The following is a 24,068-nucleotide window of genomic DNA, read 5'->3' on the forward strand; positions in this document are numbered from 1 at the left end:
TTCCGCCGATCCCCCACGGCGGAGCCAAACGCCGCCGGACACTCTCCTCCGGCGGCGTCCTCGCATTCGGGGAGGCCTCCCGATGAGCCGCAAGCCCCGCGCCAGCTCCGCCCTGGCCCGCGCCCTCGTCGCCGAGCTGCAGGCCGACACCGCCCAGGTCGCCGCGAAGGCCTTTGCCGCCCAGGCGGCCGCGGACGCCCAGCCGGACGAACTTCCCGAGCTGTCCACGGCGGATCTTGCCCGCAACCTGGCCGACTTCTGGCGCTTCGCCGAGCGCCGCCGGGGCCGCGGGCCGCAGGTCCGCATCGTCGCCGCCGAAGGAGGACCGCTCGACCGGCTGGAAATCGTGCAGGACGACGCGCCCTTCCTGGTCGACAGCGTCATGGGGGAGATCGCCGACCAGGGACTGTCTGTCCGGGCCATGTTCCACCCGGTCGTGGAGGTCCCGCGCGACCGCGCCGGCTATCGCACCGAGGGGGGGACAGCCCGCCGCGAGTCGATGATCGAGGTGATGCTCGAGCCCATCGGGGCCGACCGCGAGAAGGCGCTCGTCGAGGGCGTGAAGGACACCCTGGCCGACGTTCGCGCCGCGGTGGACGATTTCCCTGCCATGCTCGAGCTGATGGGCCGCACGGTCGAGGAGCTCGAGGCGTCCGGCAAGGCGAGGCCCGACGAGATCGAGTTCCTCAGGTGGCTGCACGCCCAGCACTTCGTCTTCCTGGGGGCCAGGGCCTACGAGTACCCGCGGCTGAAGAACGGCGACTACGCGGCCGAGGAGCCGCTGTACCAGCCGACGGACGGCCTCGGCGTCCTGCGCGATCCGGACCGCACGGTGCTGCGCCGCGCCAACGAGCCGGCTGTGCTGATGGGCGCCATGAAGGACCGGATCGTCCGCGACCCGGCCCTCACCATCGCCAAGTCGAACGTGAAGAGCCGCGTCCACCGACGGGGCTACATGGACTACGTGGGGGTCAAGCGCTACGGCGCGGACGGCCGGCCGTCGGGTGAGATGCGTTTCGTCGGGCTGTTCACCGCCGACGCCTACGACCAGCCCGCCAGCGCCGTGCCGCTCGTTCGCGAGAAGGTGGCCCGGGTCATGGCCAGGGCGGGCGCGGCGCCCGGCAGCTACAACGAGAAGCGCCTCAAGAACATCGTCGAGAACCATCCGCGCGACGAGCTCTTCCAGGTCAGCGAGAACGAGTTGCTCGATATGGCGCTCGGCATCCTGCACCTCTCGGATCGGCCGCGCGTGCGGCTGTTCGAGCGCAAGGATCCCTTCGATCGCTTCGCCTCGGTGCTGCTGTTCGTGCCGCGCGACCGGTACGACTCCGACCTCCGGAAGAAGGCGGGCGACATCCTGACCGCCGCCTACGGAGGGCGGCTGTCGGCATACTACCCCAGCTTCAACGACACGCCCCTGGCGCGGGTGCACTTCATCATCGGCTTCACGCCCGGCAAGCACCTGACGCCCGACCTGAGGAAGGTCGAGGCCGAGATCGCCGAGGCCGCGCGCACCTGGGAGGATCGCTTCGACGCCGCCGTGCGGGCGGGCGCGGTGGACCCGGAGACCGTGGGCGAGACCGTGGCGCGCTATCGCGACGCCTTTCCTGCCGGCTACCGAGATCGCTTTGACGCCGCCGAGGCGCTGGAGGACGTCGCCGTCATCGAGGGCTTCGGCCCCGACCGGGCGATCTGCGCCCGGGCCTATCGCAAGGCGACGGACGGGCCGCTGGAGTTCCGCTTCAAGCTGTACCGCCGGGGCGAGCCGGCCCCGCTGGCCGACGTGCTGCCGATCCTGGAGAATATGGGCCTGAAGGCCATGGCCGAAGCCGGCTTCCGCGTGACGCCCGAGGGCCGCGATCCGGTGTGGGTCCACGACTTCGAGATCCAGGACCCGCGCGGCGCCAATCTCGTCTTCGCCGAGGTCAAGGAGACCTTCGAGGACGCCGTCGTCGCGGTCTGGACCGGCCGCACAGAGAACGACGGGTTCAACCGTCTGGTGCTGGAGCTGTCCATCTCCTGGCGCGAGGCGGCCCTGGTCCGGGCGCTGGCCCGCTACCGTCAGCAGTCGGGCCTGGATCCGTCGCAGCGGGTGCAGGAGCAGGCGCTGACCGCCCATCCGGGCGTGACCCGGCTGATCCTCGACCTCTTCCGCATCAAGTTCGACCCCGCGATCAACGCCGACGTCGAAGCGCGCAAGAGCCAGGCGGCCGCGGTGATGGCCGAGATCGTCGAGGCGCTGCAGGCGGTGGAGAGCCTGGACGACGACCGCGTGCTGCGGCGGCTCGCGCTGCTGGTCGGCGCGGTCCAGCGGACCAACTTCTACCAGCGTACGCCGGAAGGGACCCAAAAGCCCTACATCTCGTTCAAGGTGGCCAGCGGCGAGCTCGCCGACCTGCCCGCGCCGAAGCCTCACCGCGAGATCTTCGTGTGGTCGACCCAGGTCGAGGGTGTGCACCTGCGCTTCGGCCCGGTGGCGCGCGGCGGCCTGCGGTGGTCGGACCGGCGGGACGACTTCCGCACCGAGGTCCTGGGGCTGGTGAAAGCCCAGCAGGTGAAGAACGCGGTCATCGTGCCCGTCGGGTCCAAGGGCGGCTTCTATCCGAAACAGCTCCCGAAGGGCGGCTCGCCCGAGGCGATCCGCACCGAGGCGATCGCCGCCTACAAGACCTTCCTGTTCGGCCTGCTGGACCTGACCGACAACCTGGACGCCCGGGGCAAGGTGATCCGGCCCGAGGCCGTGATCGCGCACGACGGCGACGATCCCTATCTGGTGGTGGCGGCAGACAAGGGGACGGCCACGTTCTCGGACATCGCCAACGGCGTGGCCGAGTCCTACGGCTTCTGGCTGGGCGACGCGTTCGCGTCGGGCGGCTCGGCGGGATACGACCACAAGGTCATGGGCATCACGGCCCGCGGCGCCTGGGAGGCGGTGAAGCGCCACTTCCGGGAACTGGGCAAGGACATCCAGTCCGAGCCCTTCACCGTCGTCGGCTGCGGCGACATGTCGGGCGACGTGTTCGGCAACGGCATGCTGCTGTCGCGGCAGATCCGGCTGCAGGCCGCGTTCGACCATCGCCACATCTTCCTCGATCCCGACCCGGATCCGGCGAAGAGCTATGCGGAACGCGAGCGCATGTTCGCCCTGCCGCGCTCGTCCTGGGACGACTACGACAAGAAGAAGATCAGCAAGGGCGGCGGCGTCTTCGCCCGCTCCCTGAAGTCGATCCCGCTGACGCCCGAGGTCCGGGCCTTCCTCGGGACCGAGGCCGAGAGCCTCTCGCCGACCGAGGTGATCAACCTCATCCTCAAGGCCCCGGCGGAGCTGCTCTACCTGGGCGGCATCGGCACCTATGTGAAGGCGAAGGCCGAGACCCACGCCGACGCCGGCGACAAGGCCAATGATGCGGTGCGCGTCAACGGCGCCGACCTGCGGGTGAAGGTGGTGGGCGAGGGCGCCAACCTGGGCCTGACCCAGGCCGGTCGCATCGAGTTCGCGCAAGGCGGCGGGCGGGTGAACACCGACGCCATCGACAACTCCGCGGGCGTCGACTCCTCGGACCACGAGGTGAACATCAAGATCGCCTCCGGGATGCTCGAACGGCAGGGTGAGCTGACCCGCAAGAAGCGCGACACCATCCTGCGGTCCATGGTCGACGAGGTGGCCGCTCACGTCCTGGCCCACAACTACGATCAGACCCTGGCGCTCTCGCTGCTCGAGATGGACTCGGCCGGCGAGCTGGAGCCGCACGCGCGGTTCATGAGCGACCTCGAGCACAAGGGTCGCCTGGATCGCGCCGTTGAGGGCCTGCCGGACGCCCTGGCGATTTCCGAGCGCCTGGCGGCCGGCCGGGGCCTCACCCGGCCCGAACTGGCCGTCCTGCTGGCCTACGGCAAGCTGGAACTGAAACGCGAGATCGTCGCCAGCGAGGCGCCGGACGACCCCTTCTTCGAGCAGCGGCTGGAGACCTACTTCCCCAAGCCGATCCGCAAGCCCTGGAAGGAGTCCATCAAGGCTCACCGGCTGCGGCGGGACATCATCGCCACGGTGATCGCCAACGACATGGTCAACCGCTGTGGGCCCAGCTTCCCCAGCCGGGCCATGGCCTCGGCCGGCTGCGACGTGGTGGCCCTGACGGCCGGCTACGAAGCGGCCAAGCAGGCGCTGGACTTCGAGGCCCTCTGGGCGGAGGTCGAGGCCCTGGATCTCAAGATCCCGGCCAGCGCGCAGATGCAGCTCTTCCGCCGGCTGGCCGGCGCGCTGCGGGGCGCCACCTTCTGGCTCGCCCGCCGGGCGGGTCGCGAGGGGCTTTCCGTGGACGAGCTGGCCGGCCGCTATTCGCCCGGCTTCAAGAACCTTCGGCGCCTGCTGCCCGACATCCTATCGGCGGCGGAGAGGGGCTACGTCCAGGCAGGTGTCGACAAGCTGGTCCAGGCTGGCGCGCCCGCCGACCGGGCCTGGACCGTCGGCGTGCTGAGCCCGCTGACCAACGCCGCCGACCTGGTGGACCTCGCCGAGGCGTCGAGCTGGTCCCTGCCCAATGTGGCGCGGCTCTACTACGCCACCGGCGCGGCGTTCGCCTTCGACCGCCTGCGGGCGGCGGCCGGCGAATTCAGGGCCGGCGACATCTTCGAGCGGACGGCCCTTCGCCGCCTGATCGAGGACCTGGTCGCCGAACAGGCCCAGCTCACCCGAGCGATCATGACATTCGCCGGCGGATCGCAGGCGGGGGACGACGGCGCCTCGGCCGCCGCCGCGGTGTCCGCCTGGGCGGCCCTGAGGCCCGACCTGGCGCGCGCGGCGACCCGGACGGTGGAGGAGATCGAGCACGGCGGCGGCGCCTGGACCTTCGCCAAGCTCACCATCGCCAACGCCGCCCTGCGCGAACTGGCCGCCGAGGCGGCGAGCGGCCGGAAGCGCCGAGCTTAGGGTCCCAGCCGGAACGGCACCGTGCGGCGCTCATGCTTCGGCACGTTGAGCCGCCGGTCCACCGGGGGGAAGGCGCGCTGCGCGCAGTCGTCGCGCTCGCAGATGCGGCACGAGACGCCGATCGGCGAGGCGGGCCCCTTGAGGTCCAGGCCCTGCGAGTAGACGAGCTCGTGGGCGTGCTCGATCTCGCAGCCGAAACCCAGGACGTAGCGCCGGTCGGGGGCCAGGTACGACTCGGACCGCTTCACGGCCGCGCGCGCCACGCAGAGGTAGCGCACCCCATCCGGCATGGACGCGATCTGCACCAGGAAACGGTCGGGCGAGGCCACGGCGTCGTGGACGTTCCACAACGGGCAGGCGCCGCCGAAACGCGCGAAGCGGAAGCGGGTGGCGCTGTGCCGCTTGGTGATGTTGCCCGCGTAGTCCAGCCGCACGAAGTAGAACGGCACGCCCCGGTGGCCAGGGCGCTGGAGCGTCGAGAGCCGGTGGCACACCTGCTCCAGGCTGACCCCGAAGTGGGCGGCGAGCTGCTCGACGTCGTGCCGGCGGGCCTTGGCTTCGGCGGCGAAGCGCCGGTAGGGCATCAGCAGGGCGCCGGCGGCGAAGTTGCCGAGGCCCACGCGGCAGACATCCACCGCCTCCGGGCTCTTGAAGCGCGCCTCGGCCAGCTCGTCCTCGATGACGTCCGACAGGTTGGCCACCGCCAGGTGGAACGCCATCTGGAACGCGCGCGTGGCGGCCGGCTGGGACGAGTTGAGCCAGAGTTCGTGCGCCGTGGGGTCGTAGCGGCGCATGACGTCGTCCATGGGCGCATAGCGGACGCGCACGCCCAGCCGCTCGCGCAGGTACATCTCGAGCAGCATGTCGGCCGAGGCGGGGGCGTCCAGGCCGATCTCCTGCGCCAGCTCCTCGGCCGCGCGGTCCAGGCTGTCGATGTAGTTGTCCTTGAAGTGGAAGAAGTCGCGGACCTCCTCGTAGGGCAGCAGCGACGAGGCGGCCGTCGCCTCGTCCAGAGCCACGGCTTCCTCCGTCAGCTTCAGCCGTTCGCCCAGCCGGTGGTTGGCGCGATGGAGATCCAGGAACCGCCGCGCCAGGGCCGGCGGCTGCAGGGCCACCTGGCGCAACTCGCTGAGGGGGATGGGATCTTCGCCCGCGCCGCTCTCGGCCACGGCTTCGCGCAGGTCGGCGATCAAGCGCTGGTCGTTATCCGCCTCGAAGGTCTCGGCGGGCACGCCGAACGTCTGGATCAGGCCCATGAGGACCCGGTCGGTCACCGGCCGCTGGTTGGCCTCGATCTGCGACAGGTAGCTGACCGAGATCCCCAGCTTCTGGGCGCAGGCCTCCAGCCGCCAGCCTCTGCGGCTTCGCAACTGACGCACCTTGGGGCCGACGAAGAGCTTGTAGCGCATTTCACAATTTCACAAACCAGCCTGGGCTCGCCGTCAAGTCTTCGCACGAAGTCATTTGAAATCCGAAGGCGACAAGGGCGTACTCCCGCCTCGCGAGCTCAAGGGCGTCACCCCACAGGTCAGCGGGGTTTTGCGGACCTGTAAAGAAGCGCTCCAGCTCGCCGCCGGTTTCGCCGGTGTCGCTCCATCGCCTTCGGACGGAAACATGACCCGCGAGAACATCCACCACCTGCCCCGCCTCGGCATGGCCGGCGCCATGCGCCTCTTCGGCCTCACGGCCCGCGCCCTGCGCTTCTATGAGGAAAAGGGCCTCGTCGAGGCTCGTCGTGACCGTCTGAACGCCCGCTACTACGACCCCGTCGCCCGCGGTCGGCTGGAATGGATCGCCCGCCTGCGCAAGGCTGGCGTCTCGCTGCCCGACATCGAGGATGTCCTGAACGCCGAGGACGATGGCGGCCAGGGCCATGCCTGCGCCACGGCCAAGCTGGAGCGTCGCCGCGAACAGCTCACCGCCGAGCTGGGCCGCCTGAACGAAGTGCTGGCCGAGCTGCAGGCCCCGCGCAGCGACGGGGCCGCCCGCCGCCTGGGCCGCGCCTGAGCCAAACCGGCGCGCTGCGCCGGCAATGGGTCGACAAGACGACAAGGACGCCAAGGGGCCGGGCCCTTTGGCGTCCTTTTCGTTTCTGACCCTCGATCGTGGGAAAGGTCTCCGGCCTCAGTGCCGGAAGACCCGCACCCCCGTGAACACCATGGCGAGGCCGCGCTCGTCCGCCGCCGCGATCACCTTGTCGTCACCGATCGAGCCGCCGGGCTGGATCACGGCGGTGCAGCCGGCATCCGCCGCCTGGATCAATCCGTCGGGGAACGGGAAGAACGCTTCCGACGCGCAGGCCGAGCCCTTGAGATCCAGGCCGAAGTCCGCGGCGCGCAACGCGGCGATGCGGGCGGAGTCCTTGCGGTTCATCTGGCCGGCGCCGACGCCCAGGGTCTGGCCTTCCCGCGCGTAGACGATGGCGTTGGACTTCACGTGCTTGGCGATGGTGAAGGCGAACAGCATGTCGCGCACCTCGGCCTCGGTCGGCGCACGCTTCGTCACCACCTTCAGGTCCGCCGACGTCAGGCGCGCGGTGTCCCGACCTTGAACCAGGAAGCCCCCCGCCACCGAGCGGAAGGTGTCGCTGGCCGCGGTCGGGTCGGGCAGGCCGCCGGTGGTCAGCAGGCGGACGTTCTTCTTCTTGCGGAACAGGGCGACGGCGTCCTCGTCGGCGTCGGGGGCGATCACCACCTCGGTGAAGATCTCCAGCACCTTCTCGGCGGTCGCCGCGTCCAGCTTCGAGTTCAGCGCCACGATGCCGCCGAACGCGCTGGTGGGGTCGCACGCCAGGGCCCGTTCATAGGCTTCCCGTAGCGAGGCGCCGGTCGCCACGCCGCAGGGATTGGCGTGCTTGATGATGGCGCAGGCCGGGCCGTTCGCCGGGTCGAACTCGGCGATCAGCTCGAACGCCGCGTCGGTGTCGTTGATGTTGTTGTAGCTCAGCTCCTTGCCCTGGAGCTGACGGGCCGTCGCCACACCGACCCGCGGGTTGGGGAAGCGGTAGAAGGCCGCGGCCTGGTGCGGATTCTCGCCGTAACGCATGGTCTGGACCAGCTCGCCGGCGAACGCCTTGCGGCGGGGCGCCTCGTCGCCGAGCTGCGCGGCGAACCAGCCCGAGATCGCCGCGTCGTAGGCCGCCGTGCGGGCATAGGCCCGCGCCGCCAGCGACTTGCGGAGCGCCAGCGTGGTGGCCCCGCCGTCCGCGAGCTCGCCCAGCACCTCGGCCATGTCGGAGGGCTCGGTGCAGATGGCGACATAGCCGTGGTTCTTGGCGGCCGAACGGATCATCGCCGGCCCGCCGATGTCGATGTTCTCGACGCAGGTCTCGTAGTCGCCGCCAGCGGCCACAGTGGCCTCGAACGGGTAGAGGTTCACATAGACGAGGTCGATGGCGCCGATGCCGTGGGCCTCCATGGCCGCCTTGTGCTCGGGCGCGTCACGCACGCCCAGCAGGCCGCCGTGGACGATCGGATGCAGCGTCTTCACGCGCCCGTCCATCATCTCGGGGAACCCGGTCAGCTCCGAGATGTCCTTTACCGGCAGGCCGGCGTCGGCGATCGCCTTGCGGGTGCCGCCGGTGGAGACCAGCTCGACGCCCAGGTCGGCCAGCTTGCGGGCGGCGTCGACCAGGCCCGTCTTGTCCGAAACCGACAGCAGGGCGCGGCGGACGAGGACCTTATCGGGGGCGGGTGGGAAGTCGGGTGCTGCGGGCACGGCATTCTCCTCTGAAGTCACAAGGGAAAAATGCCCAGGCGCGCGGCGTTATGGGGCCCGCGCTCCCCGGTGGTCGCCCACCTCAAGTCGCCAGTCACGCGGACGCCGCCGCACTACGCCTGCGCCTTCGGCCCGTCAACGCCCTGCCGCGCGGGCGCGAGCTTCCACCGCACCCTGGCGCCGGAGTCCGCCCGCCGCTGCCCGCGCAGCACGAGCAGGAGGCCGGGACCCGGCGTCAGGGTCTCCAGGGAGAAGTCCAGCACGTCGTTCCGCAGGATCCAGCCCGCTCCCGGGCCAGGCAGGCGAAGGAGCACGCTGCGCTTGTCCTGCGAGACCATGGCCTGCACGCCGGGGTGCAGCGGAAACCGCAGGGCGTAGGGGACGAAATGCCGTCCATCGGGCCCTTGCGCCCGGGCCGTCGGGGTCAATCGATCCTCGCCGCGCAATTCCCCGGCCTCGGTATCGAGGTAGAGCCGTCGCTGATGCACCAGCCCGTGCCGGGGCATCCAGCCCTGGTGCGCCAGGTCCAGCCAGAGGGCGCCGGCCGCCTCGTGCCGCTGGGCCTCGACAAAGATATCGCTGTCGACCAGGCGCGGTCCAAGGCTCTTCGCCACATGGCCCGCCAGCACCTCGCCGACGCCCCGCTCGCCAACGTCCATCGTGGCGCCGTCGCGGATCAGCCGACCAGCGCCGGCGTCGATCAGCCGGCGCCCGCCGGCCAGCACCTGGACCGCGAGCGGGTGGGCGCTGGCGCTCCGGCTCCAGACCCCCGCCGGCGGCGCGGCCACATCGGCCACCATCTGCAGGCCGGGCGCGTCCAGCCGCTCGTAGCCGCCGAGCTGACTGGGGAGAGGGCGGTCGCCGGCCTCGTCCTGGGCTCGCGCCGCGGCCACGTAAGGCGCCGTCCGCGCGCCGCCGCCATGGAAGGTCGCCAGCGACCCGTCGGCGAGGGTGAAGAACCGCACCGCCCCGGCCAGCCGGTCGATCGCCCGCTGCACCCCCTCAGGCGCAGCCATCCCGCGCTGGACCATGGCCTCGTCCAGGGTCTGCAGGTCGAACAGCAGCTCCAGCGCCAGGTCCGGCCGCCGCGTGGCGTGACCGCCGTCCGCGCCAACGGTGGCGGCCAGTGCGCGCGGAAGCCGCGCCAGGGCCTTGTCCAGCAGCTTCCGACCCGGCGGCCCGCGCAGCGCCGCTCCGGCCACCGCCGCACAGACGCACCGCTCCACGGCGTCTTCGGCGCCGCCGGCCGCCAGCAGGTCCCGCGCCTGCCGCGCCAGGTCCGCGGCGATCCGGGCGGTCTCGGCGTCGGACGCACGCGCCGCCAGGGCCGGGCCCGCGCAGGCAAGGTTGAAGACCCGCCGCGCCATCACCGCGGGCGACCAGGCAAAGGCGTTCCAGCGGCCGAACAGTCGCCGCCATTCCAGCGTCAGCCGCAGAGCTTCCGCCGCGCCGTCGGGTCCGGTGGCGATCAGGGACGGCAGCCATTCGAAACGATGCAGCGCCTCGGCGAAGGGGCGGCTGGGGCTGGGCCGGTCCCACGGGTCGCCGCGGATCCCCACGGCCAGGGTCTGCCCCGCCAGCACGAAGGCGCCGGCCATGATCGCCCGGCCCGCCTCGGGATCCACGGGACGGAAATCTCGCGCCTGTATGCCGAAGCCGTCCGGTCGCGGCCGGGCGGCGGCCCACCGCCAGGTCGGCGACGCCCGCCACTCTTCCTGCACGGCCTGCCCGGCGCCGGCGACGAGCGCCAGGGCCAGGTGGCGTCCCGGAAGGCGAGGCGCGCGGAGCCCGGCCACGGCCCGCCGCTCAGCCCCTCAAGGCGGCGATGTTGGCGGCGTAGCGCTCGGGCCCGCCGCGGAACACCGCGGTTCCGGCCACCAGGGCGGTCGCGCCGGCCGCGATGCAGAGCGGCGCGGTCTCGGGCGTGACCCCGCCGTCGACTTCCAGCGGGATGTCGCGACCCTCCGCGTCGATCATTTTCCTCAGGGCTTCGATCTTCCTGAGCTGCGAATGCATGAAGGTCTGGCCGCCGAAGCCCGGGTTGATCGACATCACGAGGATCAGGTCGACCTCGTCCATCATCCACTGGATGACCGACGGATCGGTGGAGGGGTTGAACACCACGCCCGCCTTCGCGCCGAGCTTGCGGATCTGCTTCAGGGTGCGGTTCAGGTGGGGACCCGCCTCCGGGTGCACGCTGACATAGTCAGCGCCCGCCGCCACGAACGCCTCGATGTACGGGTCGGCCGGGGCGATCATCAGGTGGACGTCGAAGGGGATCTTCGCGTGCGGGCGCAGGGCCTTCACCACGTCCGGCCCGATGGTGATGTTCGGCACGAAGTGGCCGTCCATGACGTCCACATGGACCCAGTCGGCGCCGGCCGCCTCGATGGCGCGCACCTCTTCTCCCAACTTCGCGAAGTCGGACGCGAGGATGGACGGGGCGATGATCACAGGCTTGGCCATGCCTTCGCTTACCGTGATGCGGCCCCTACGGCCAGACGTCGCTCACCCGTCGCGGCGCATCCGGGCCACATAGAACCCGTCCGTGCCGCCGGGGCGGTGGTGGGGCAGGATTCGGAGCGTCCCGTCCGCGCGAAGGCTGGCCTCGGGCGCGCCGCCTTCGCCCGGGGTCATCGGCTCCAGCCGGAAAGCCTTGTTCCGCGCCAGGAACGCGGCGACCTGGCCCTCGCCTTCCTCGGGCTCCAGGGAGCAGACGCAGTAGACCAGGCGGCCGCCCGGTTTCGTCCGACGCGCGGCCGAATCCAGGAGGCGGCTCTGCACCGCCGCCAGCTTCGGCACGTCGGCGGGACTGGCCACCCACAGCACATCGGGGTGGCGGCGGAGTGTGCCGGTGGCGGAACAGGGCGCATCCAGCAACACCGCGTCGAACGTGCGACCGTCGGACCAGTCCGCCGCGTCGGCCACTACCACCTCCGCGCCCAGGCCCGTGCGCTTGAGGTTCTCCGATACCCGCTTGATGCGACCGGCGGAGCGGTCCACGGCGGTGACCTTGGCGCCCGCCGCGGCCATCTGCAGCGTCTTGCCGCCCGGCGCGGCGCAGAGGTCGAGCGCCGCCTGGCCCTTCTGGACCTCCAGCAGGCGCGCGGGCACGGCGGCCGAGGCGTCCTGCACCCACCACCGGCCGTCCGCGAACCCGGGCCAGGTCGATACCTCGCCCTTCAGTCCCACGCGCAGGCCGCCGCCCGGCAGGGGCGCCGCCTCCAGGGGCACGGCCAGCTCGGCGGCGTCGGCGGGGTCCTGCAGAGTGATGTCCGTGGCCGGCTCCTCGCCGACCAGGGCCGCAATGGCGTCGGCGTCGGCCGCGCCATAGGCGGAGCGCCACCGGGCGGCGAGCCAGGTGGGCGCCATCAGGCTGGGGTCGGCCAGGTCCGGCGGCTCGCGCGTCAGCCCGCGCAGGACGGCGTTCACCAGGCCCTTGAAGGACTCCCCGCCCTTCTGCGCGGCGCAGAGGTCGACGGTGGCGCCGACGGCGGCGTGGGCCGGGGTCTTCAGCACCAGCAGCTGGGCCGCGCCCAGACGCAGCACGTTCACGATCCGCTCGGGCGGCGGCTTCTTCAGCCGGGACTGCAGCGCGGTGTCGATCGGCCCCAGCCACCGCAGGGTCGCCATGACCAGCGCGCGGGCAAAGGCGCGGTCGCGGGGCTCAAGGGCCGCCATGGCGGGGTGGCTCAGGCCCTCGTCCAATCCCGCCCGGCGCGACAGGGCCGTGGTCAGGAGGTCGAGGGCGGCGGCGCGGGCCGGCAGGCCGCGGATGTCGTCGGTTTCGCTCACGCCGCGGGGCGTGCCCGCTTGGAGGCCGGCGCGCAAGGGCCTACATCGTCGCCATGGACGAGAACCCGCCGAACGCCGCCCCCGGCAAGGACCTCAGCCCCGCCGCCCGCCGCGCCCTGGAGGAGGCCGAGGCCCGCCGCCGCGACGCCGAGTCCCTGCCCCCGGAGAACGGCGGACCCAAGGGTCCCGAGCCCACCCGCTTCGGCGATTGGGAGCGCAAGGGCATCGCCGTCGACTTCTAGCTGCTAGCTGCGCGGCTTCCGCTTGAGCGCGACATAGAGCGCGCCTGCGCCGCCGTGGTGTTTGTGTGCTTCCGAGATGCCCGCCACGATGGTCGACAGGTGCGGCGCGCCCAGCCACTCCGGCACGCGCCTGCGCAGGATTCCATCCCCCTGCACGCCCTTGCCTGTGATCACCAGCACGGCGCGATAGCCCTCGTCCCACGACCTCCGCAGGAACGACTCCAGGGCGGCCAACGCGCGCTCCTGGGTAAGGCCGTGCAGGTCGATGCGGGCGCCGATCTCCTCGCGCTCGCGACTGATCCGCCGGCGCCGGTTTGGCTCGATGGGGTCCACCCCATCGCGGAGGGCCTGCGCCACCTCGGCGGCGCGCTTCGGCTCGATCCGGGCCGGCGCGTCCAGGGTCTGGGGCCGGGCCGCCTTCGGGGTGTTGCGCCCGGGCAGCGGATGGACGGTGCCGGCCACCAGGCCCCAGATCCTCAGCTCCTCGGGTTTGAGCGGCCGTTTCACGGTTTTGGAACCAGGCGCCAGAGTCGCAGCGTGTGGCGGACCCGGCCAGCTTCCACGCCTGCGGCCTCGCCTTCGCCCAGGTACAGGTCGGCCCGCACCTCGCCGCGGATCGCCCCGCCGGTGTCCAGCGTCGCGACAAGCCGACGATAGCTCGGGAACGCGCCCGCCAGCAGCGGCGCCTGGCCATCGATCCACGCCAGCTCTCCATAGGCGTGGAACGCCGGATCAACGGCGATCGCGCGGCCCGCAGGCAGCGGAACATTGGCGGCCCCCACCGGCGGACGGCTGTCGTCCGGGGCCAGGCGGAAAAAGGCGTAGCGCGGGTTCAGCCGCATGATCTCGTCCGCCGCGGGGCCGCGGTTCGCCGCCAGCCATTGGCGGATCGCATCCCCCGAGGTGTTGTTCCCGGGCAGCAGGCCGCGATCGCGCATCGGGTTCGCGATACCCACGAACGGTCGGCCGTTGTGGGCGGCATAGAGCGCCTTCATCCGCCGGCCATCCTCGAACACCAGCAGGCCGGAACCCTGGACCTGCAGGAAGAACAGCTCCTCCGGCCGCATCCAGGCGAGCGGCGCCTCGGCGGCCTGGGCCTCGATCGCGGCGCGTTCTGGGTAGGGCTCGGCGGCGCCGTTGGCGAGAACCCTCAGGACGGCGCCGTTCTCGACGCGCAGATCGGCCGGCCTGGGGCGCACGGGCGCGCTGAACTCGGCGTCTGGGCTGCGACGGGCGGGGTAGATCGGCGCGAAGTAGGCGGTCAGCACGCCTTCCCCCGGGGCGGCTTCGGCCTCGAAGAACGCTTCGAGGAACGCCCGGCCGACTCCTGAGCCGGTTTCCCGCACGGCCCGCGCCCTCGCGCACAGTTCGGCGGTGGCGGGCGCCTTCGCCACGTGGCAGGTCGCCTTCCAGGCGGCGAAAGCGGCGTCGAGATCGTCAGAGGCCCAGCCCGGCAGCTCGGCCACGGGCATCCGCCGAGGGGGTTCGGGCGGGGCAGGACGCGGAGGCGGGGCCTCCGGCTGGGGAAAACCGGGCGGCGGCGGTCCGTGTTCGGAGGGCGTGGCGCAAGCAGCCACGCTCAGGACGGCCAGGGTCAGGCCCGCCCACCGGGCCGCGACACTCGCCCCCCGCAACGGTCGCTACGCCTCGGCGGCGTCGACGTGGACCAGAGTCCAGTTGGGATCGCGGCTCTTCAGCCGGCGCTCGAAAGTCCACAGCTCGGCGGTGCGGCGGTCATCCACGGCTTCGCCTTCCGGACCCCGGCTGCGGCTGCGGAACTCGGCCAGGAACCGCACGGTCAGGCGGGCGAGATCGCCCGAAACCACCTCGGCCTTTTCCACGTCGGCGCGCGGCGCGTGCAGGAACTCCACCGTCTCGGTCCGGCCCTCGGCCGCCCGCTGGTCGATCGCAGCCTCGAAGCTTTCCAGCACCTGGGGCGCCAGCAGATTGCCGAGCGTCTTCTTGTCGCCATCGGCGAAGGCCTTGACGACCATCTCGTAGGCGGATTTCGCGCCGCCCAGGAAACGGTTCATGTCGAAGCTGGGATCCTGGGCCTTCACGGCGGCCAGGCCGGTCAGCTCCACCCCGTCGTCCGCGGGCTCGGCCATCCGGTCGAGCGGGCGCGCGGCCGGGCCCGCGACCTCGGCGGCCGGGCGATCCTCCGGCTGGCGGCCCACCCGCCGGCCCAGCACGGTGTAGAGCTGGTACAGCACGATGGCGGCGAGGCCGGCGAAGATGATCAGTTCGAGCAATTGCGGGCTTTCGGACAAGGCTGGCTATCTAGAACAGATTACGACTGACAGTCCTATATAATCCCGGGGAACGCCCGCGTCAGGGGCGACGTTGCATCACAGTGGGGCCCATGTTAGCCGCAGCCCCCGGACAGGTGCGATCGCCGCGCCCCAGATTGAGAACCTTCACCCGATCATGACCGACACCGACGTTGGCGCGGGCGCGCCGCAGGCGCAGGAACCCGGCATCCGAATCCTGGCCCAGTTCATCCGCGATCTTTCGATGGAGAACCCGCGAGCGCCCGACGCCCTGCGTCCCAGCCAGGACCAGCCGCAGATCGATCTCGGCGTCGAGATGAACGCCCGCGGCCGCGAGGACGGCCTGTTCGAGGTGGACCTGAAGCTCTCGGCCCGCGCCCAGCGCACCGACGGACCGCTGTTCCACGTCGAGCTTCTGTACGGCGGCGTCTTCGCCATCAGCGGCGTGCCGGCCGAGGAGATGGAGCCGGTGCTGCTCATCGAGTGCCCGCGCTACCTCTTCCCGTTCGCCCGCCGGATCATCGCCGAGGTGACCTCGGAAGGCGGCTTCCCGCCGTTCCTGCTCGACCCGATCGACTTCGCCGGCGTCTACGCGGCGCGCAAGGCCCAGTCCGACCCCCAGGTCGGCCACGCCTGACAGGGGTAGGGCGGCCGGTCTCTGCGCCGGCCCGCTCCAGGGTTCAGAGCCCGAATTTCGCCCAGAGATCCTCGCCCTTCACCTTCTCGCGGATGAAGGCGGCGTGGATCGCACGCTCCTCCTCGGTGGAGCGGGGGGCCAGGGGCCTGGGTCTCTGGCCGTATTCGACCCGGGCGGCGACCGCGACCGCCTCGACCATCGCCGCCGACGACAGTTCCAGGCGCCGTTCCCGGCCACCCTTCAGCTCCAGATAGACCGCGGCCAGCAGCTTGGCGTCGATCAGCGCCCCGTGCTTTTCGCGCTCGCTGAGCGAGATCTTGAAGCGCTTACAGAGCGCGTCGAGCGAGTTGTGCATGCCCGGAAAGCGCTGCTTGGCCAGGGCCAGGGTGTCGATCCAGCGGTGCTCGGGGATCTCCTCCCGCTGGATGTTGGCCAGTTCCCAGTTCACGAAGCCGCGGTCGAAGGCGGCGTTGTGGGCGATGATCGGCGCGTCGCCGACGAATTCCAGGAACGCCTCGACCACCTCCGGATGCTCGAAGCGCGGCTTGCCCTTCAGGAACGCCGCCGACAGGCCATGCACCTTCTCGGCCTCGGCCGGCATGTCGCGGCAGGGGTCTATGTAGACGTGGAAGCTGCGGCCGGTCGGGACGAAACTCTCGATCTCGAGCGCCGCCAGTTCCACCAGCCGGTCCCCGGTCTTCGGGTCGAAGCCGGTGGTTTCGGTATCGAGAACGATCTCACGCGCCATGCCCAATCCATGCCCCGCTTCGCGGCGATCCTCAACCGCCGAAGCGCCGCAGGCTGAATCCCGAAACCACGGAATACATTGAAAACACAGGAGGTTATTCGGCTCGCCCTTCTGTGCCGGCCCGCGTTTCCTGTGGTTTATTCCTGGTTCGTCCGCAGGTCGGCGATGATGGCGGCCACCTGTTTCCGAGCGGCGTCCAGGCCGCGACCGGTATCGACCACATAGTGTGCGCGGGCACGCTTCTCTGCGTCGGCCATCTGCTGCTCGAGTATGGCGTCCAGCCGGTCGGGGGTCATGCCCGGTCGCGCCAACACCCGCTCACGCTGCATCTCGGGGGGGGCCGAGACGACCACTACGGCGTGGACGTTGGCGTGGCCGCCGGTCTCGAACAGCAGCGGCACGTCCAGCACCACCATGTCGGCCCCGGCCTGCCGGGCGCCCTCGAAGAAGCCGATCCGGTCCTGCCCCACCAGCGGATGGACGATGGCGTTCAGCCGCTTCAGCTCCTCCGGCTTGCCCAGCACACGCTGGCGGAGCTCTTCGCGGTCGATCCGCCCGTCCTTGACCACGCCGGGAAACGCCTCGCCGACCGGTCCCACCGCCGCCCCACCTTCGTCGTAGAGGTCGTGGACCGCCGCGTCGGCGTCGTAGACCGGGATGCCCGCCTCGCGGAACATCGACGCTGTCGTCGACTTGCCCATGCCGATGGAGCCGGTGAGGCCGATGACCTTCATGCGTTCAGCGCCTCCAGCGCCAGGGCTCTGGCGTCCACGCCGGTCGGCGGCGCCTGCCCGAAGAAGTGTTGGAACGAGGGAATGGCCTGCTGGATCAGCATTTCCAATCCGTCCACCGTGGGCCGGCCGAGGCTGCGGGCCTGGGCGAGGAAGGGGGTCTCCAGCGGCTTGTAGACCATGTCCATCACCACCGTACTCTCGTGGGTGAGATCGAGCGGGACCTGGAGTTCGCCGGCGCCGGCCAGCCCCGCCGACGTGGCGTTGATCACCGCGGTCGTCTGCTGCATGGCGCTGGCCCCATGGCTCAGCGGCAGCGGCGCCACCTTGGGACCAAGATCCCGGGCGATCGCGTCGGCCTTGGCGAGGGTCCGGTTCAGCAGCCAGACCTTGGGCGCGCCGGCCTCCAACAAGGCCGCCACCGCGCCCCGCGCCGCGCCGCCCGCGCCGATCACCGTGACCGGCCCGTTGCGGACGTCCCAGCCTGGCGCCTGGACGGCGAAAGCCCCGAGCAGACCCTGGCCGTCCGTGTTGTCGGCCAGCACCTTGCCGTTCTGATCGAAGACCAGGACGTTCGCCGCGCCGGCGCGGCGGGCCAACGTCGTGGCCTCGTCACAGGCGGCCAGCGCCGCCTCCTTGAACGGGATCGTCACATTGAGGCCACGGATCGCGCCGCCGCGGAATCCGCTCACCAGCCGATCGAAGCCGAAGGCGTCGGGCGTGAAGGGCACATAGACCCCGTCGATTCCGGCGGCGGCCAGCCAGGCGTTGTGGATCAGCGGCGACAGAGAGTGGGTCACGGGCCGCCCCACGACGCCGGCGACGACGGTCTTTCCGCTGATCATGACGCCAACACGCCGTGGCGACGGAAGAGGTCGAGCAGGCCCATAAGCGGCAGGCCGAGGATGGCGAAGTAATCCCCTTCTATCTTCGAGAAGAGCTGGGCCCCGGGCCCTTCCAGGCGATAGCAGCCGACCGACCCCAGCGACGCCGCGCCCTCGACCTTCAGATAGTCCTCCAGGAAATCGTCCGAGAAGTCGCGCATCGTCAGGCGGGCGGTGACCACCTCGCGCCAGATCGGCCCGCCGTCCTTGGCCACCACCACCGCCGAATGCAGCTTGTGGGTCTTGCCCCGAAGGATCCTGAGTCGTTCGCGCGCGGCGTCGAGGTCCGGCGCCTTGTCATAGAGCTGGCCATCCAGATCCAGCGTCTGGTCGGCGCCGATGACGAAGTCCGCTCGGCCGCGCGACACCTTCAGCGCCTTCAACTCGGCCAGGGCGTCCGCCACGTCGCGCGGCGTCGCACCCTCCGCCAGCAGTCCGGTCTTCACGGCGTCTTCGTCGACGCCGGCCACCAGCACTTCGTAGGGCACGGCCGCGCCGTCCAGCACCGCGCGGCGGGCGGCGCTCTTGGAAGCCAGAATGATGCTCATCCCAGCACCTCCACCTGGCCGTGGCCCTTGTGGAGAAGATTCAGGACAGCGGCCGCCGTTTCCTCCACCGACCGGCGGGTCACGTCGATGGTCGGCCAGCCGTGGCGCTCATAAAGGCGGCGCGCGGCGATGATCTCCTCGCGGACCGCCTCCTGGTCGGTGTAGCTGGTGTCCCGGTTCTCCTTCAGGCTCAGCAGCCGGTTCCGCCGGATCTGGATCAGCCTGTCGGGCGAGATCAACAGGCCGACGACGAGGGTGTTCCTGAGCTGGAACAGTTTCTCCGGCAGGGGCCGGCCGGGCACCAGCGGGACATTGGCCGCGCGCACGCCCCGGTGGGCGAGATAGATGCAGGTCGGGGTCTTGCTGGTGCGGGATACGCCCAGCAGGACGACGTCGGCCTGGTCCAGGTCCTGCCCGCCCTGGCCGTCGTCGTGGCCGATGGCGTAGTTCAGGGCGTCCATCCGGTTGAAATAGTCGTTGTCCAGCCGCAGGTGCGCGCCCACGCGGCTGGTCATGGCGGCGCCCAGGTAGCGCTGCATGGCGCTGACCAAGGGATCCAACGCCGGCAGGCAGGGCATGTCCATGCGCCGGCACCCCTCCTCGAGCGCCGCGCGCAGCTTCTCGTCGACGATGGTGTGCAGGACGATGCCGGGGGCTTCCTCGATGTCGCCCAGGGCCCGGTCGAGCTGCCGCTGCGAGCGGACCAGGGCGTAGATGTGCTCGATGGGCAGGACGTTCTCGAACCTGGCGCACACCGCGCGCGCCATGGCGTTCAGCGTCTCGCCCGTCGAGTCCGACACCAGGTGGATGTGGAAGTAGGTCGCGAGCCGGGGCGGCTGGGAGTGAGGCAAGGGGACTCCGCAAAAAGACCTGGGGACAGTTCGGTGACTCTTCTCTTAGCGAAGCTGAACGCGGATGGGGATAGACGCCGCCGCGGAAGGCGCCGAGACCGCGGGCGTGGGAACGCGGGGACGAAACCCAGCGTTAACGCCTCATTAACCCCCAGGCTCAGGCCATGGGGCGTCATCGTGCGCACAGGGCTGGGATGGCCAGGTATGGCCGGCGAGACGTCCGCCGTTTTCCTTCCGTTTACTAAGAATTCCTTAACGCGATCCGGGGGCTTGGCGATCGCCCCCGCAACTCACAGGCCGGGAAAACGCGCCGGAGGTCCTTGGGATAGCCTGGGGAGAACCGGCGGACAGTCAAAGGATCGTCAAGGTTTTCCACGCCGCCGACAGGCCCTGCTTCTCCTTCCATCGCCTTCTTCAAGACTCTTAAGAATGAAAGGAAGAAGGACTGGGCGAAGCGAGCCTTGAGCCCTGCGTCGGGGCAGGCTTTAAGCGTTCCATGAGCGAGACGCCCCGCCTGCTTCGCGTCCTGTCCGGCGAGACCCTGGACCGGCCCCCCGTTTGGTTCATGCGTCAGGCAGGCCGATCGCTGCCTGAGTACCGGGAGCTTCGGTCACGAGCGAAGGACTTCATCGCCTTCTGCTTCGATCCTGAGATGGCGGCCGAGGCCACGCTCCAGCCCATGCGCCGCTTCCCGATGGACGCGGCGATCGTCTTTGCGGACATCCTGCTGATCCCGCTCGCCCTCGGTCAGGACGTGTGGTTCGAGGCGGGCGAGGGCCCACGGCTGGGCGCTCTGCCGGCGATCGGCGACCTTCAGGACGCGATCGATGGCTCGACCGCCAAGCTGGCCAACATCGGCGAGACGCTTGAGCGGGTCCGGGCCGAACTGGAGCCGGAGCGGGCCCTGATCGGCTTTGCCGGCGCTCCGTGGACGGTCGCCACCTACATGCTGGAAGGCCGCGGGTCCCAGCGCGAAGCGGCCCGCAGGTACGCCTACGAGCATCCTGAGGAGTTGGACGGCCTGCTCGACGTGCTGGTCGAGGCGACGGCTAGGTATCTCGTGATGCAGGCTCGGTCCGGCGCCCAGGCGCTGAAGCTGTTCGAAAGCTGGGCCGACAACCTGGCCGAGGACGTGTTCGAGCGGATCGTGATCCGACCGCATGCGCGGATCGTGGAGAAGGTCCGGGCCGCGGGTGTCGACACACCCTTCATCGGCTTCCCCAGAAGCGCCGGGGCGCTGGTGGACAATTATGCCGGCGCCGTGCCGGTCCAGGCGGTGGCGCTCGACACCCAGGCCAGCGCCGCTCTGGGCCGACGTATCCAGGCTGACGGGAAGGCGATCCAGGGCGCGCTCGACAACCTGTTGCTGCTGGCCGGCGGGCCGGCGCTGGACAGCCGCGTCGACCAGCTCCTGGAGCAATGGGGAAGCGGACCCTACATCTTCAACCTGGGCCACGGTGTCATGCCCGACACGCCGGTCCAGCATATCGCCCGCGTCGTCGAGCGGGTCACCGGCAAGAAGGCGAAGGCCGTCGCAGCGTGAAACTCGCAGTCGTCCTGTTCAACCTTGGCGGGCCTGACAGTCTGCAGGCGGTCCAGCCGTTCTTGCAGAACCTGTTCCGGGATCCGGCGATCATCGGGGCGCCTGCGTTCGTCCGGTACCCGCTGGCGGCCTTCATCTCCCGAAGCCGGGAAAAGCTGGCCCAGGCCAACTACGCCATGATGGGCGGCCGCTCGCCGCTGCTGGAGGAGACCCAGGCGCAGGCGAACGCCCTGGAGAGCGAACTCAAGGCCCGCGATCCCGACTTGGAGATCCGCGTCTTCATCGCCATGCGCTACTGGCATCCGCTGACCTCGGAGACGGCGCGGGCGGTGGCGAACTTCGCCCCGGACGAGGTGGTGCTGCTGCCGCTCTATCCCCAGTATTCGACGACAACGACCGGCTCTTCGCTCAAGGAGTGGAACCGGCTCTATCGGGGGCCGGGCCGAACTCGGGCCATCGGCTGCTATCCCACGGCGGCGGGGCTTGCCGACGCCCATGCCGCTCAGATCCGCAAGGCCTGGGAGGCGGCCGGATCGCCGCCGGCATTGCGTCTGCTGTTCTCGGCCCATGGCCTGCCGCAGAAGGTGGTCGATGCGGGCGATCCCTATCACGCCCAGGTCGAGGCGACGGCTGCGGCGGTGGCTCAACGGCTTCCGGAGTTCAGCGACTGGCGGGTCTCGTTCCAGAGCCGGGTCGGACCGCTGAAGTGGCTGGAGCCTTCCACCGAGACAGAAATCCGGCGAGCTGGCGAAGACGGCAAAGGGGTCATGATCTGCCCGATCGCCTTCGTCTCCGAGCACGTGGAAACCCTGGTCGAGCTGGACCACGAGTACGCCGAGCTCGCGAAGGAGGCCGGGGTCAGCCCCTATCTGCGCGCCCGCACGCCCGGGACCATGCCGAGCTTTGTCGGGGCCTTGGCTGACGCGGTTCAGGATTCGCTGGAACGCGAACGCACCGCGCCGTTCGGGCCTTGGCTGTGTGGGGCGGAGCATGGCAAGTGCGCCTGCAGGGAGGCAGCTGCATGACCTGGCCGGAGTTCCTGAGCTACGATCTGCTGCGCGGGCTGCACATCATCGCCGTGATCGCGTGGATGAGCGGGATGATGTACCTGCCCCGGCTCTACGCCTACCATACCGAGACCGCCCCGCCGGGCAGCGAGTTCGACGCGCACTTCCAGGTATGGGAGCAGAAGCTGCTCCGGATCATCATCAACCCGTCGATGACGATCACCTGGCTTCTTGGGGTCACCCTGATCCTCTGGCACGTCTATGCCGCGGGCCAGGGGTGGGCCTTCCTTGGCCAGCCGTGGATCCTCCTGAAGCTCGCCGTGGTGATCTTCCTGTCGGGCTGGCACGGCTTCCTCGCCGGGGCGCGCAAGAAGCTGGCGGCGGGTCAGCGCCCGAAGAGCGCCAAGTTCTGGCGCGCCACCAACGAGCTTCCATTCCTGGCCGCCGTGGTCGCCGTGTTGGCGGTGACGCTGCAGTTCTGGGCGCGCTGACCCGATCTGACGGGTCGCCGTGCTTGACCCTGCCCGGCGGATATGTTTCCGCTGCGGGTACGCGTCGGTCTCCGGCGCGCCCCGCCTTTTTCCGGCCGCGCGCTGAATAGCGCCGCCAGCCGGCTCCCAGACGAACCACATCGGCCCCCGGACTCAGGTCGCGCGGCGCCCATATCGACTTACCGCCGCACTCGGACTCCGTCCGTGGGCGCGAAACCCAAGTGAATACAATGCAAGACGACACGCAAGACAACGCTCCCCCCGCCGACGAGACGCTCGGAACCGAAGTGGCGGACGCCGCGCCGGAAGCGGAAGACCAGGTCGCGGCCGCGGAGGCCGACGGCGACGACGAGCCTGAAGAGCCGTCCCAGGCCGCCAAGGCGATCGCCGCCATGGGCCTGACCCGGATGAGCCTGCAGGAGCTGAAGGACAAGTCGCCCGCCGACCTGCTGGCCTTCGCCGAGCAGCTGGAGGTCGAATCCGCGAACTCCATGCGCAAGCAGGACATGATGTTCGCGATCCTCAAGACCCTCGCCGAAGAGGGAGTAGAGATCGAGGGCTCGGGCACGCTGGAAGTGGTGCAGGACGGCTTCGGCTTCCTGCGCTCTCCCGAAGCCAACTACCTGCCAGGTCCGGACGACGTCTATGTCAGCCCCTCGCAGATCCGGAAGTTCGGCCTGCGCACGGGCGACACTGTGGTCGGCGCCGTGCGCGCCCCGAGGGAGGGCGAGCGCTACTTCGCCCTGGTCAATGTCCGCCAGATCAACTTCGAGGCGCCCGAGAACGTCCGCCACAAGGTGATGTTCGACAACCTGACGCCGCTCTATCCGAACGAGCGGCTGAAGATGGAGATCGACGATCCGACGCTGAAGGACCGCTCGGGCCGGGTCATCGACATCGTGGCGCCGCTGGGCAAGGGTCAGCGCTGCCTGATCACCGCGCCTCCGCGGGTCGGCAAGACGGTGATGCTGCAGAACATCGCCAAGTCGATCGAGACGAACCACCCCGAGTGCTACCTCATCGTCCTGCTGATCGACGAGCGCCCGGAAGAAGTCACCGACATGCAGCGCACGGTGAAGGGCGAGGTGATCTCCTCGACCTTCGACGAGCCGGCGACCCGCCACGTTCAGGTGGCCGAGATGGTGATCGAGAAGGCCAAGCGCCTGGTCGAGCACAAGCGCGACGTGGTCATCCTGCTGGACTCGGTCACCCGCCTCGGCCGCGCCTACAACACCGTCGTGCCGTCCTCGGGCAAGGTGCTGACCGGCGGCGTCGACGCCAACGCCCTGCAGCGTCCCAAGCGCTTCTTCGGCGCGGCGCGGAATATCGAGGAGGGCGGCTCGCTGACCATCATCGCCACCGCGCTGATCGATACCGGCAGCCGGATGGACGAAGTGATCTTCGAAGAGTTCAAGGGCACCGGTAACTCGGAAATCGTCCTCGACCGGAAGGTGGCCGACAAGCGAATCTATCCGGCCATCGACGTTCTGAAGTCGGGCACCCGGAAGGACGAGCTGATCACGCCGCCGGCGAGCCTGCAGAAGACCTACATCCTGCGCCGGATCCTCTCGCCGATGGGCGCGCAGGACGCGATCGAGTTCCTGCTCGACAAGCTGCGCCAGTCCAAGAACAACGACGACTTCTTCCAGTCGATGAACACCTGACGGCGTTCGA

The 24,068-nt window shown here is 70.2% G+C and carries 21 protein-coding genes and 1 riboswitch; of the genes, 8 read left to right on the forward strand and 13 right to left on the reverse strand.

What is annotated here, in order from left to right; translation table 11 throughout:
* Positions 1 to 82: 82 nt before the first annotated feature.
* Positions 83 to 4,930 carry an NAD-glutamate dehydrogenase gene (locus DJ019_RS05275; RefSeq protein ID WP_111274949.1) on the forward strand — a complete coding sequence of 1,616 codons (4,848 nt, stop codon included), beginning with the start codon at positions 83 to 85 and terminating at the stop codon, positions 4,928 to 4,930.
* Here DJ019_RS05275 and DJ019_RS05280 read toward each other — a convergent pair.
* On the reverse strand, positions 4,927 to 6,339 hold the full coding sequence (locus tag DJ019_RS05280; protein ID WP_111274950.1) for a helix-turn-helix domain-containing protein: 1,413 nt from the start codon (positions 6,337 to 6,339) through the stop codon (positions 4,927 to 4,929). The two genes, DJ019_RS05275 and DJ019_RS05280, sit on opposite strands and share 4 nt — an antisense overlap.
* A gap of 205 nt (positions 6,340 to 6,544) precedes the next feature.
* On the opposite strand from DJ019_RS05280, the gene DJ019_RS05285 reads away from it, so the two are divergent.
* Positions 6,545 to 6,937 (forward strand): MerR family transcriptional regulator, encoded by a 393-nt coding sequence (locus DJ019_RS05285; RefSeq protein WP_111274951.1) that lies wholly within the window; start codon positions 6,545 to 6,547, stop codon positions 6,935 to 6,937.
* A gap of 117 nt (positions 6,938 to 7,054) precedes the next feature.
* Here DJ019_RS05285 and purH read toward each other — a convergent pair whose 3' ends face one another.
* The 4 genes from purH to DJ019_RS05305 form a co-directional block, all read right to left on the reverse strand.
* Positions 7,055 to 8,647, reverse strand: a complete 1,593-nt coding sequence (purH, locus tag DJ019_RS05290; RefSeq protein WP_111274952.1) for a bifunctional phosphoribosylaminoimidazolecarboxamide formyltransferase/IMP cyclohydrolase — start codon at positions 8,645 to 8,647, stop codon at positions 7,055 to 7,057.
* 25 nt (positions 8,648 to 8,672) lie between these two features.
* Positions 8,673 to 8,755, reverse strand: a riboswitch (ZMP/ZTP riboswitch).
* A 5-nt stretch (positions 8,756 to 8,760) separates the two neighbouring features.
* A complete protein-coding gene (locus DJ019_RS05295; RefSeq protein ID WP_111274953.1) occupies positions 8,761 to 10,443 on the reverse strand; it encodes a heparinase II/III family protein in 1,683 nt (560 codons plus the stop codon).
* A gap of 10 nt (positions 10,444 to 10,453) precedes the next feature.
* Complete coding sequence (rpe, locus tag DJ019_RS05300; RefSeq protein WP_111274954.1) at positions 10,454 to 11,113, reverse strand: ribulose-phosphate 3-epimerase; 660 nt, start codon at positions 11,111 to 11,113, stop codon at positions 10,454 to 10,456.
* A gap of 42 nt (positions 11,114 to 11,155) precedes the next feature.
* The gene (locus tag DJ019_RS05305) at positions 11,156 to 12,442 is read right to left on the reverse strand and encodes an RsmB/NOP family class I SAM-dependent RNA methyltransferase (protein ID WP_111275481.1); all 1,287 of its coding nucleotides are present in this window, start codon (positions 12,440 to 12,442) and stop codon (positions 11,156 to 11,158) included.
* A 53-nt stretch (positions 12,443 to 12,495) separates the two neighbouring features.
* Between DJ019_RS05305 and DJ019_RS05310 the strand changes: the two genes are divergently transcribed.
* Positions 12,496 to 12,684 carry a DUF1674 domain-containing protein gene (locus DJ019_RS05310; protein ID WP_111274955.1) on the forward strand — a complete coding sequence of 63 codons (189 nt, stop codon included), beginning with the start codon at positions 12,496 to 12,498 and terminating at the stop codon, positions 12,682 to 12,684.
* Between the two features lie 3 nt (positions 12,685 to 12,687).
* On the opposite strand, the gene DJ019_RS05315 is transcribed toward DJ019_RS05310, so the two are convergent.
* The 3 genes from DJ019_RS05315 to timA form a co-directional block, all read right to left on the reverse strand.
* Positions 12,688 to 13,191: a Smr/MutS family protein gene (locus DJ019_RS05315; protein WP_111274956.1), complete on the reverse strand. Its 504-nt coding sequence runs from the start codon at positions 13,189 to 13,191 to the stop codon at positions 12,688 to 12,690.
* Complete coding sequence (locus DJ019_RS05320) at positions 13,188 to 14,156, reverse strand: MltA domain-containing protein (RefSeq protein WP_240606378.1); 969 nt, start codon at positions 14,154 to 14,156, stop codon at positions 13,188 to 13,190. Before DJ019_RS05320 ends, DJ019_RS05315 begins: the two co-directional genes overlap by 4 nt.
* A 168-nt stretch (positions 14,157 to 14,324) precedes the next feature.
* Positions 14,325 to 14,954 carry a TIM44-related membrane protein TimA gene (gene timA, locus DJ019_RS05325; RefSeq protein WP_240606379.1) on the reverse strand — a complete coding sequence of 210 codons (630 nt, stop codon included), beginning with the start codon at positions 14,952 to 14,954 and terminating at the stop codon, positions 14,325 to 14,327.
* Positions 14,955 to 15,111: 157 nt separating this feature from the next.
* On the opposite strand from timA, the gene secB reads away from it, so the two are divergent.
* Complete coding sequence (gene secB / locus DJ019_RS05330) at positions 15,112 to 15,591, forward strand: protein-export chaperone SecB (protein WP_111274959.1); 480 nt, start codon at positions 15,112 to 15,114, stop codon at positions 15,589 to 15,591.
* 43 nt (positions 15,592 to 15,634) lie between these two features.
* On the opposite strand, the gene dnaQ is transcribed toward secB, so the two are convergent.
* The 5 genes from dnaQ to DJ019_RS05355 form a co-directional block, all read right to left on the reverse strand.
* Positions 15,635 to 16,339, reverse strand: a complete 705-nt coding sequence (gene dnaQ, locus DJ019_RS05335) for a DNA polymerase III subunit epsilon (RefSeq protein ID WP_111274960.1) — start codon at positions 16,337 to 16,339, stop codon at positions 15,635 to 15,637.
* Between the two features lie 137 nt (positions 16,340 to 16,476).
* Positions 16,477 to 17,073 (reverse strand): dephospho-CoA kinase, encoded by a 597-nt coding sequence (gene coaE, locus DJ019_RS05340; protein WP_111274961.1) that lies wholly within the window; start codon positions 17,071 to 17,073, stop codon positions 16,477 to 16,479.
* Positions 17,070 to 17,915 carry a shikimate dehydrogenase gene (aroE, locus tag DJ019_RS05345; protein ID WP_111274962.1) on the reverse strand — a complete coding sequence of 282 codons (846 nt, stop codon included), beginning with the start codon at positions 17,913 to 17,915 and terminating at the stop codon, positions 17,070 to 17,072. The genes coaE and aroE overlap by 4 nt, the downstream gene beginning before the upstream one ends.
* A complete protein-coding gene (locus tag DJ019_RS05350; protein WP_111274963.1) occupies positions 17,912 to 18,502 on the reverse strand; it encodes a Maf family protein in 591 nt (196 codons plus the stop codon). The genes aroE and DJ019_RS05350 overlap by 4 nt, the downstream gene beginning before the upstream one ends.
* Entirely contained in the window at positions 18,499 to 19,353 is an 855-nt protein-coding gene (locus tag DJ019_RS05355; protein WP_111274964.1) for a pyruvate, water dikinase regulatory protein, read from the reverse strand. Before DJ019_RS05355 ends, DJ019_RS05350 begins: the two co-directional genes overlap by 4 nt.
* Before the next feature lie 496 nt (positions 19,354 to 19,849).
* On the opposite strand from DJ019_RS05355, the gene hemE reads away from it, so the two are divergent.
* The 4 genes from hemE to rho all read left to right on the forward strand — a co-directional run bounded on the left by hemE (position 19,850) and on the right by rho (position 24,058).
* Positions 19,850 to 20,896, forward strand: coding sequence for a uroporphyrinogen decarboxylase (hemE, locus tag DJ019_RS05360; protein ID WP_111274965.1), 1,047 nt, complete (start codon positions 19,850 to 19,852; stop codon positions 20,894 to 20,896).
* Positions 20,893 to 21,921 carry a ferrochelatase gene (hemH, locus tag DJ019_RS05365; protein WP_111274966.1) on the forward strand — a complete coding sequence of 343 codons (1,029 nt, stop codon included), beginning with the start codon at positions 20,893 to 20,895 and terminating at the stop codon, positions 21,919 to 21,921. The genes hemE and hemH overlap by 4 nt, the downstream gene beginning before the upstream one ends.
* The gene (locus DJ019_RS05370) at positions 21,918 to 22,394 is read left to right on the forward strand and encodes a CopD family protein (protein WP_111274967.1); all 477 of its coding nucleotides are present in this window, start codon (positions 21,918 to 21,920) and stop codon (positions 22,392 to 22,394) included. Before hemH ends, DJ019_RS05370 begins: the two co-directional genes overlap by 4 nt.
* A gap of 230 nt (positions 22,395 to 22,624) precedes the next feature.
* On the forward strand, positions 22,625 to 24,058 hold the full coding sequence (gene rho, locus DJ019_RS05375) for a transcription termination factor Rho (RefSeq protein WP_111274968.1): 1,434 nt from the start codon (positions 22,625 to 22,627) through the stop codon (positions 24,056 to 24,058).
* Positions 24,059 to 24,068: the final 10 nt, after the last annotated feature.

Source organism: Phenylobacterium kunshanense (genome assembly GCF_003254525.1).
Lineage (GTDB): Bacteria > Pseudomonadota > Alphaproteobacteria > Caulobacterales > Caulobacteraceae > Phenylobacterium > Phenylobacterium kunshanense.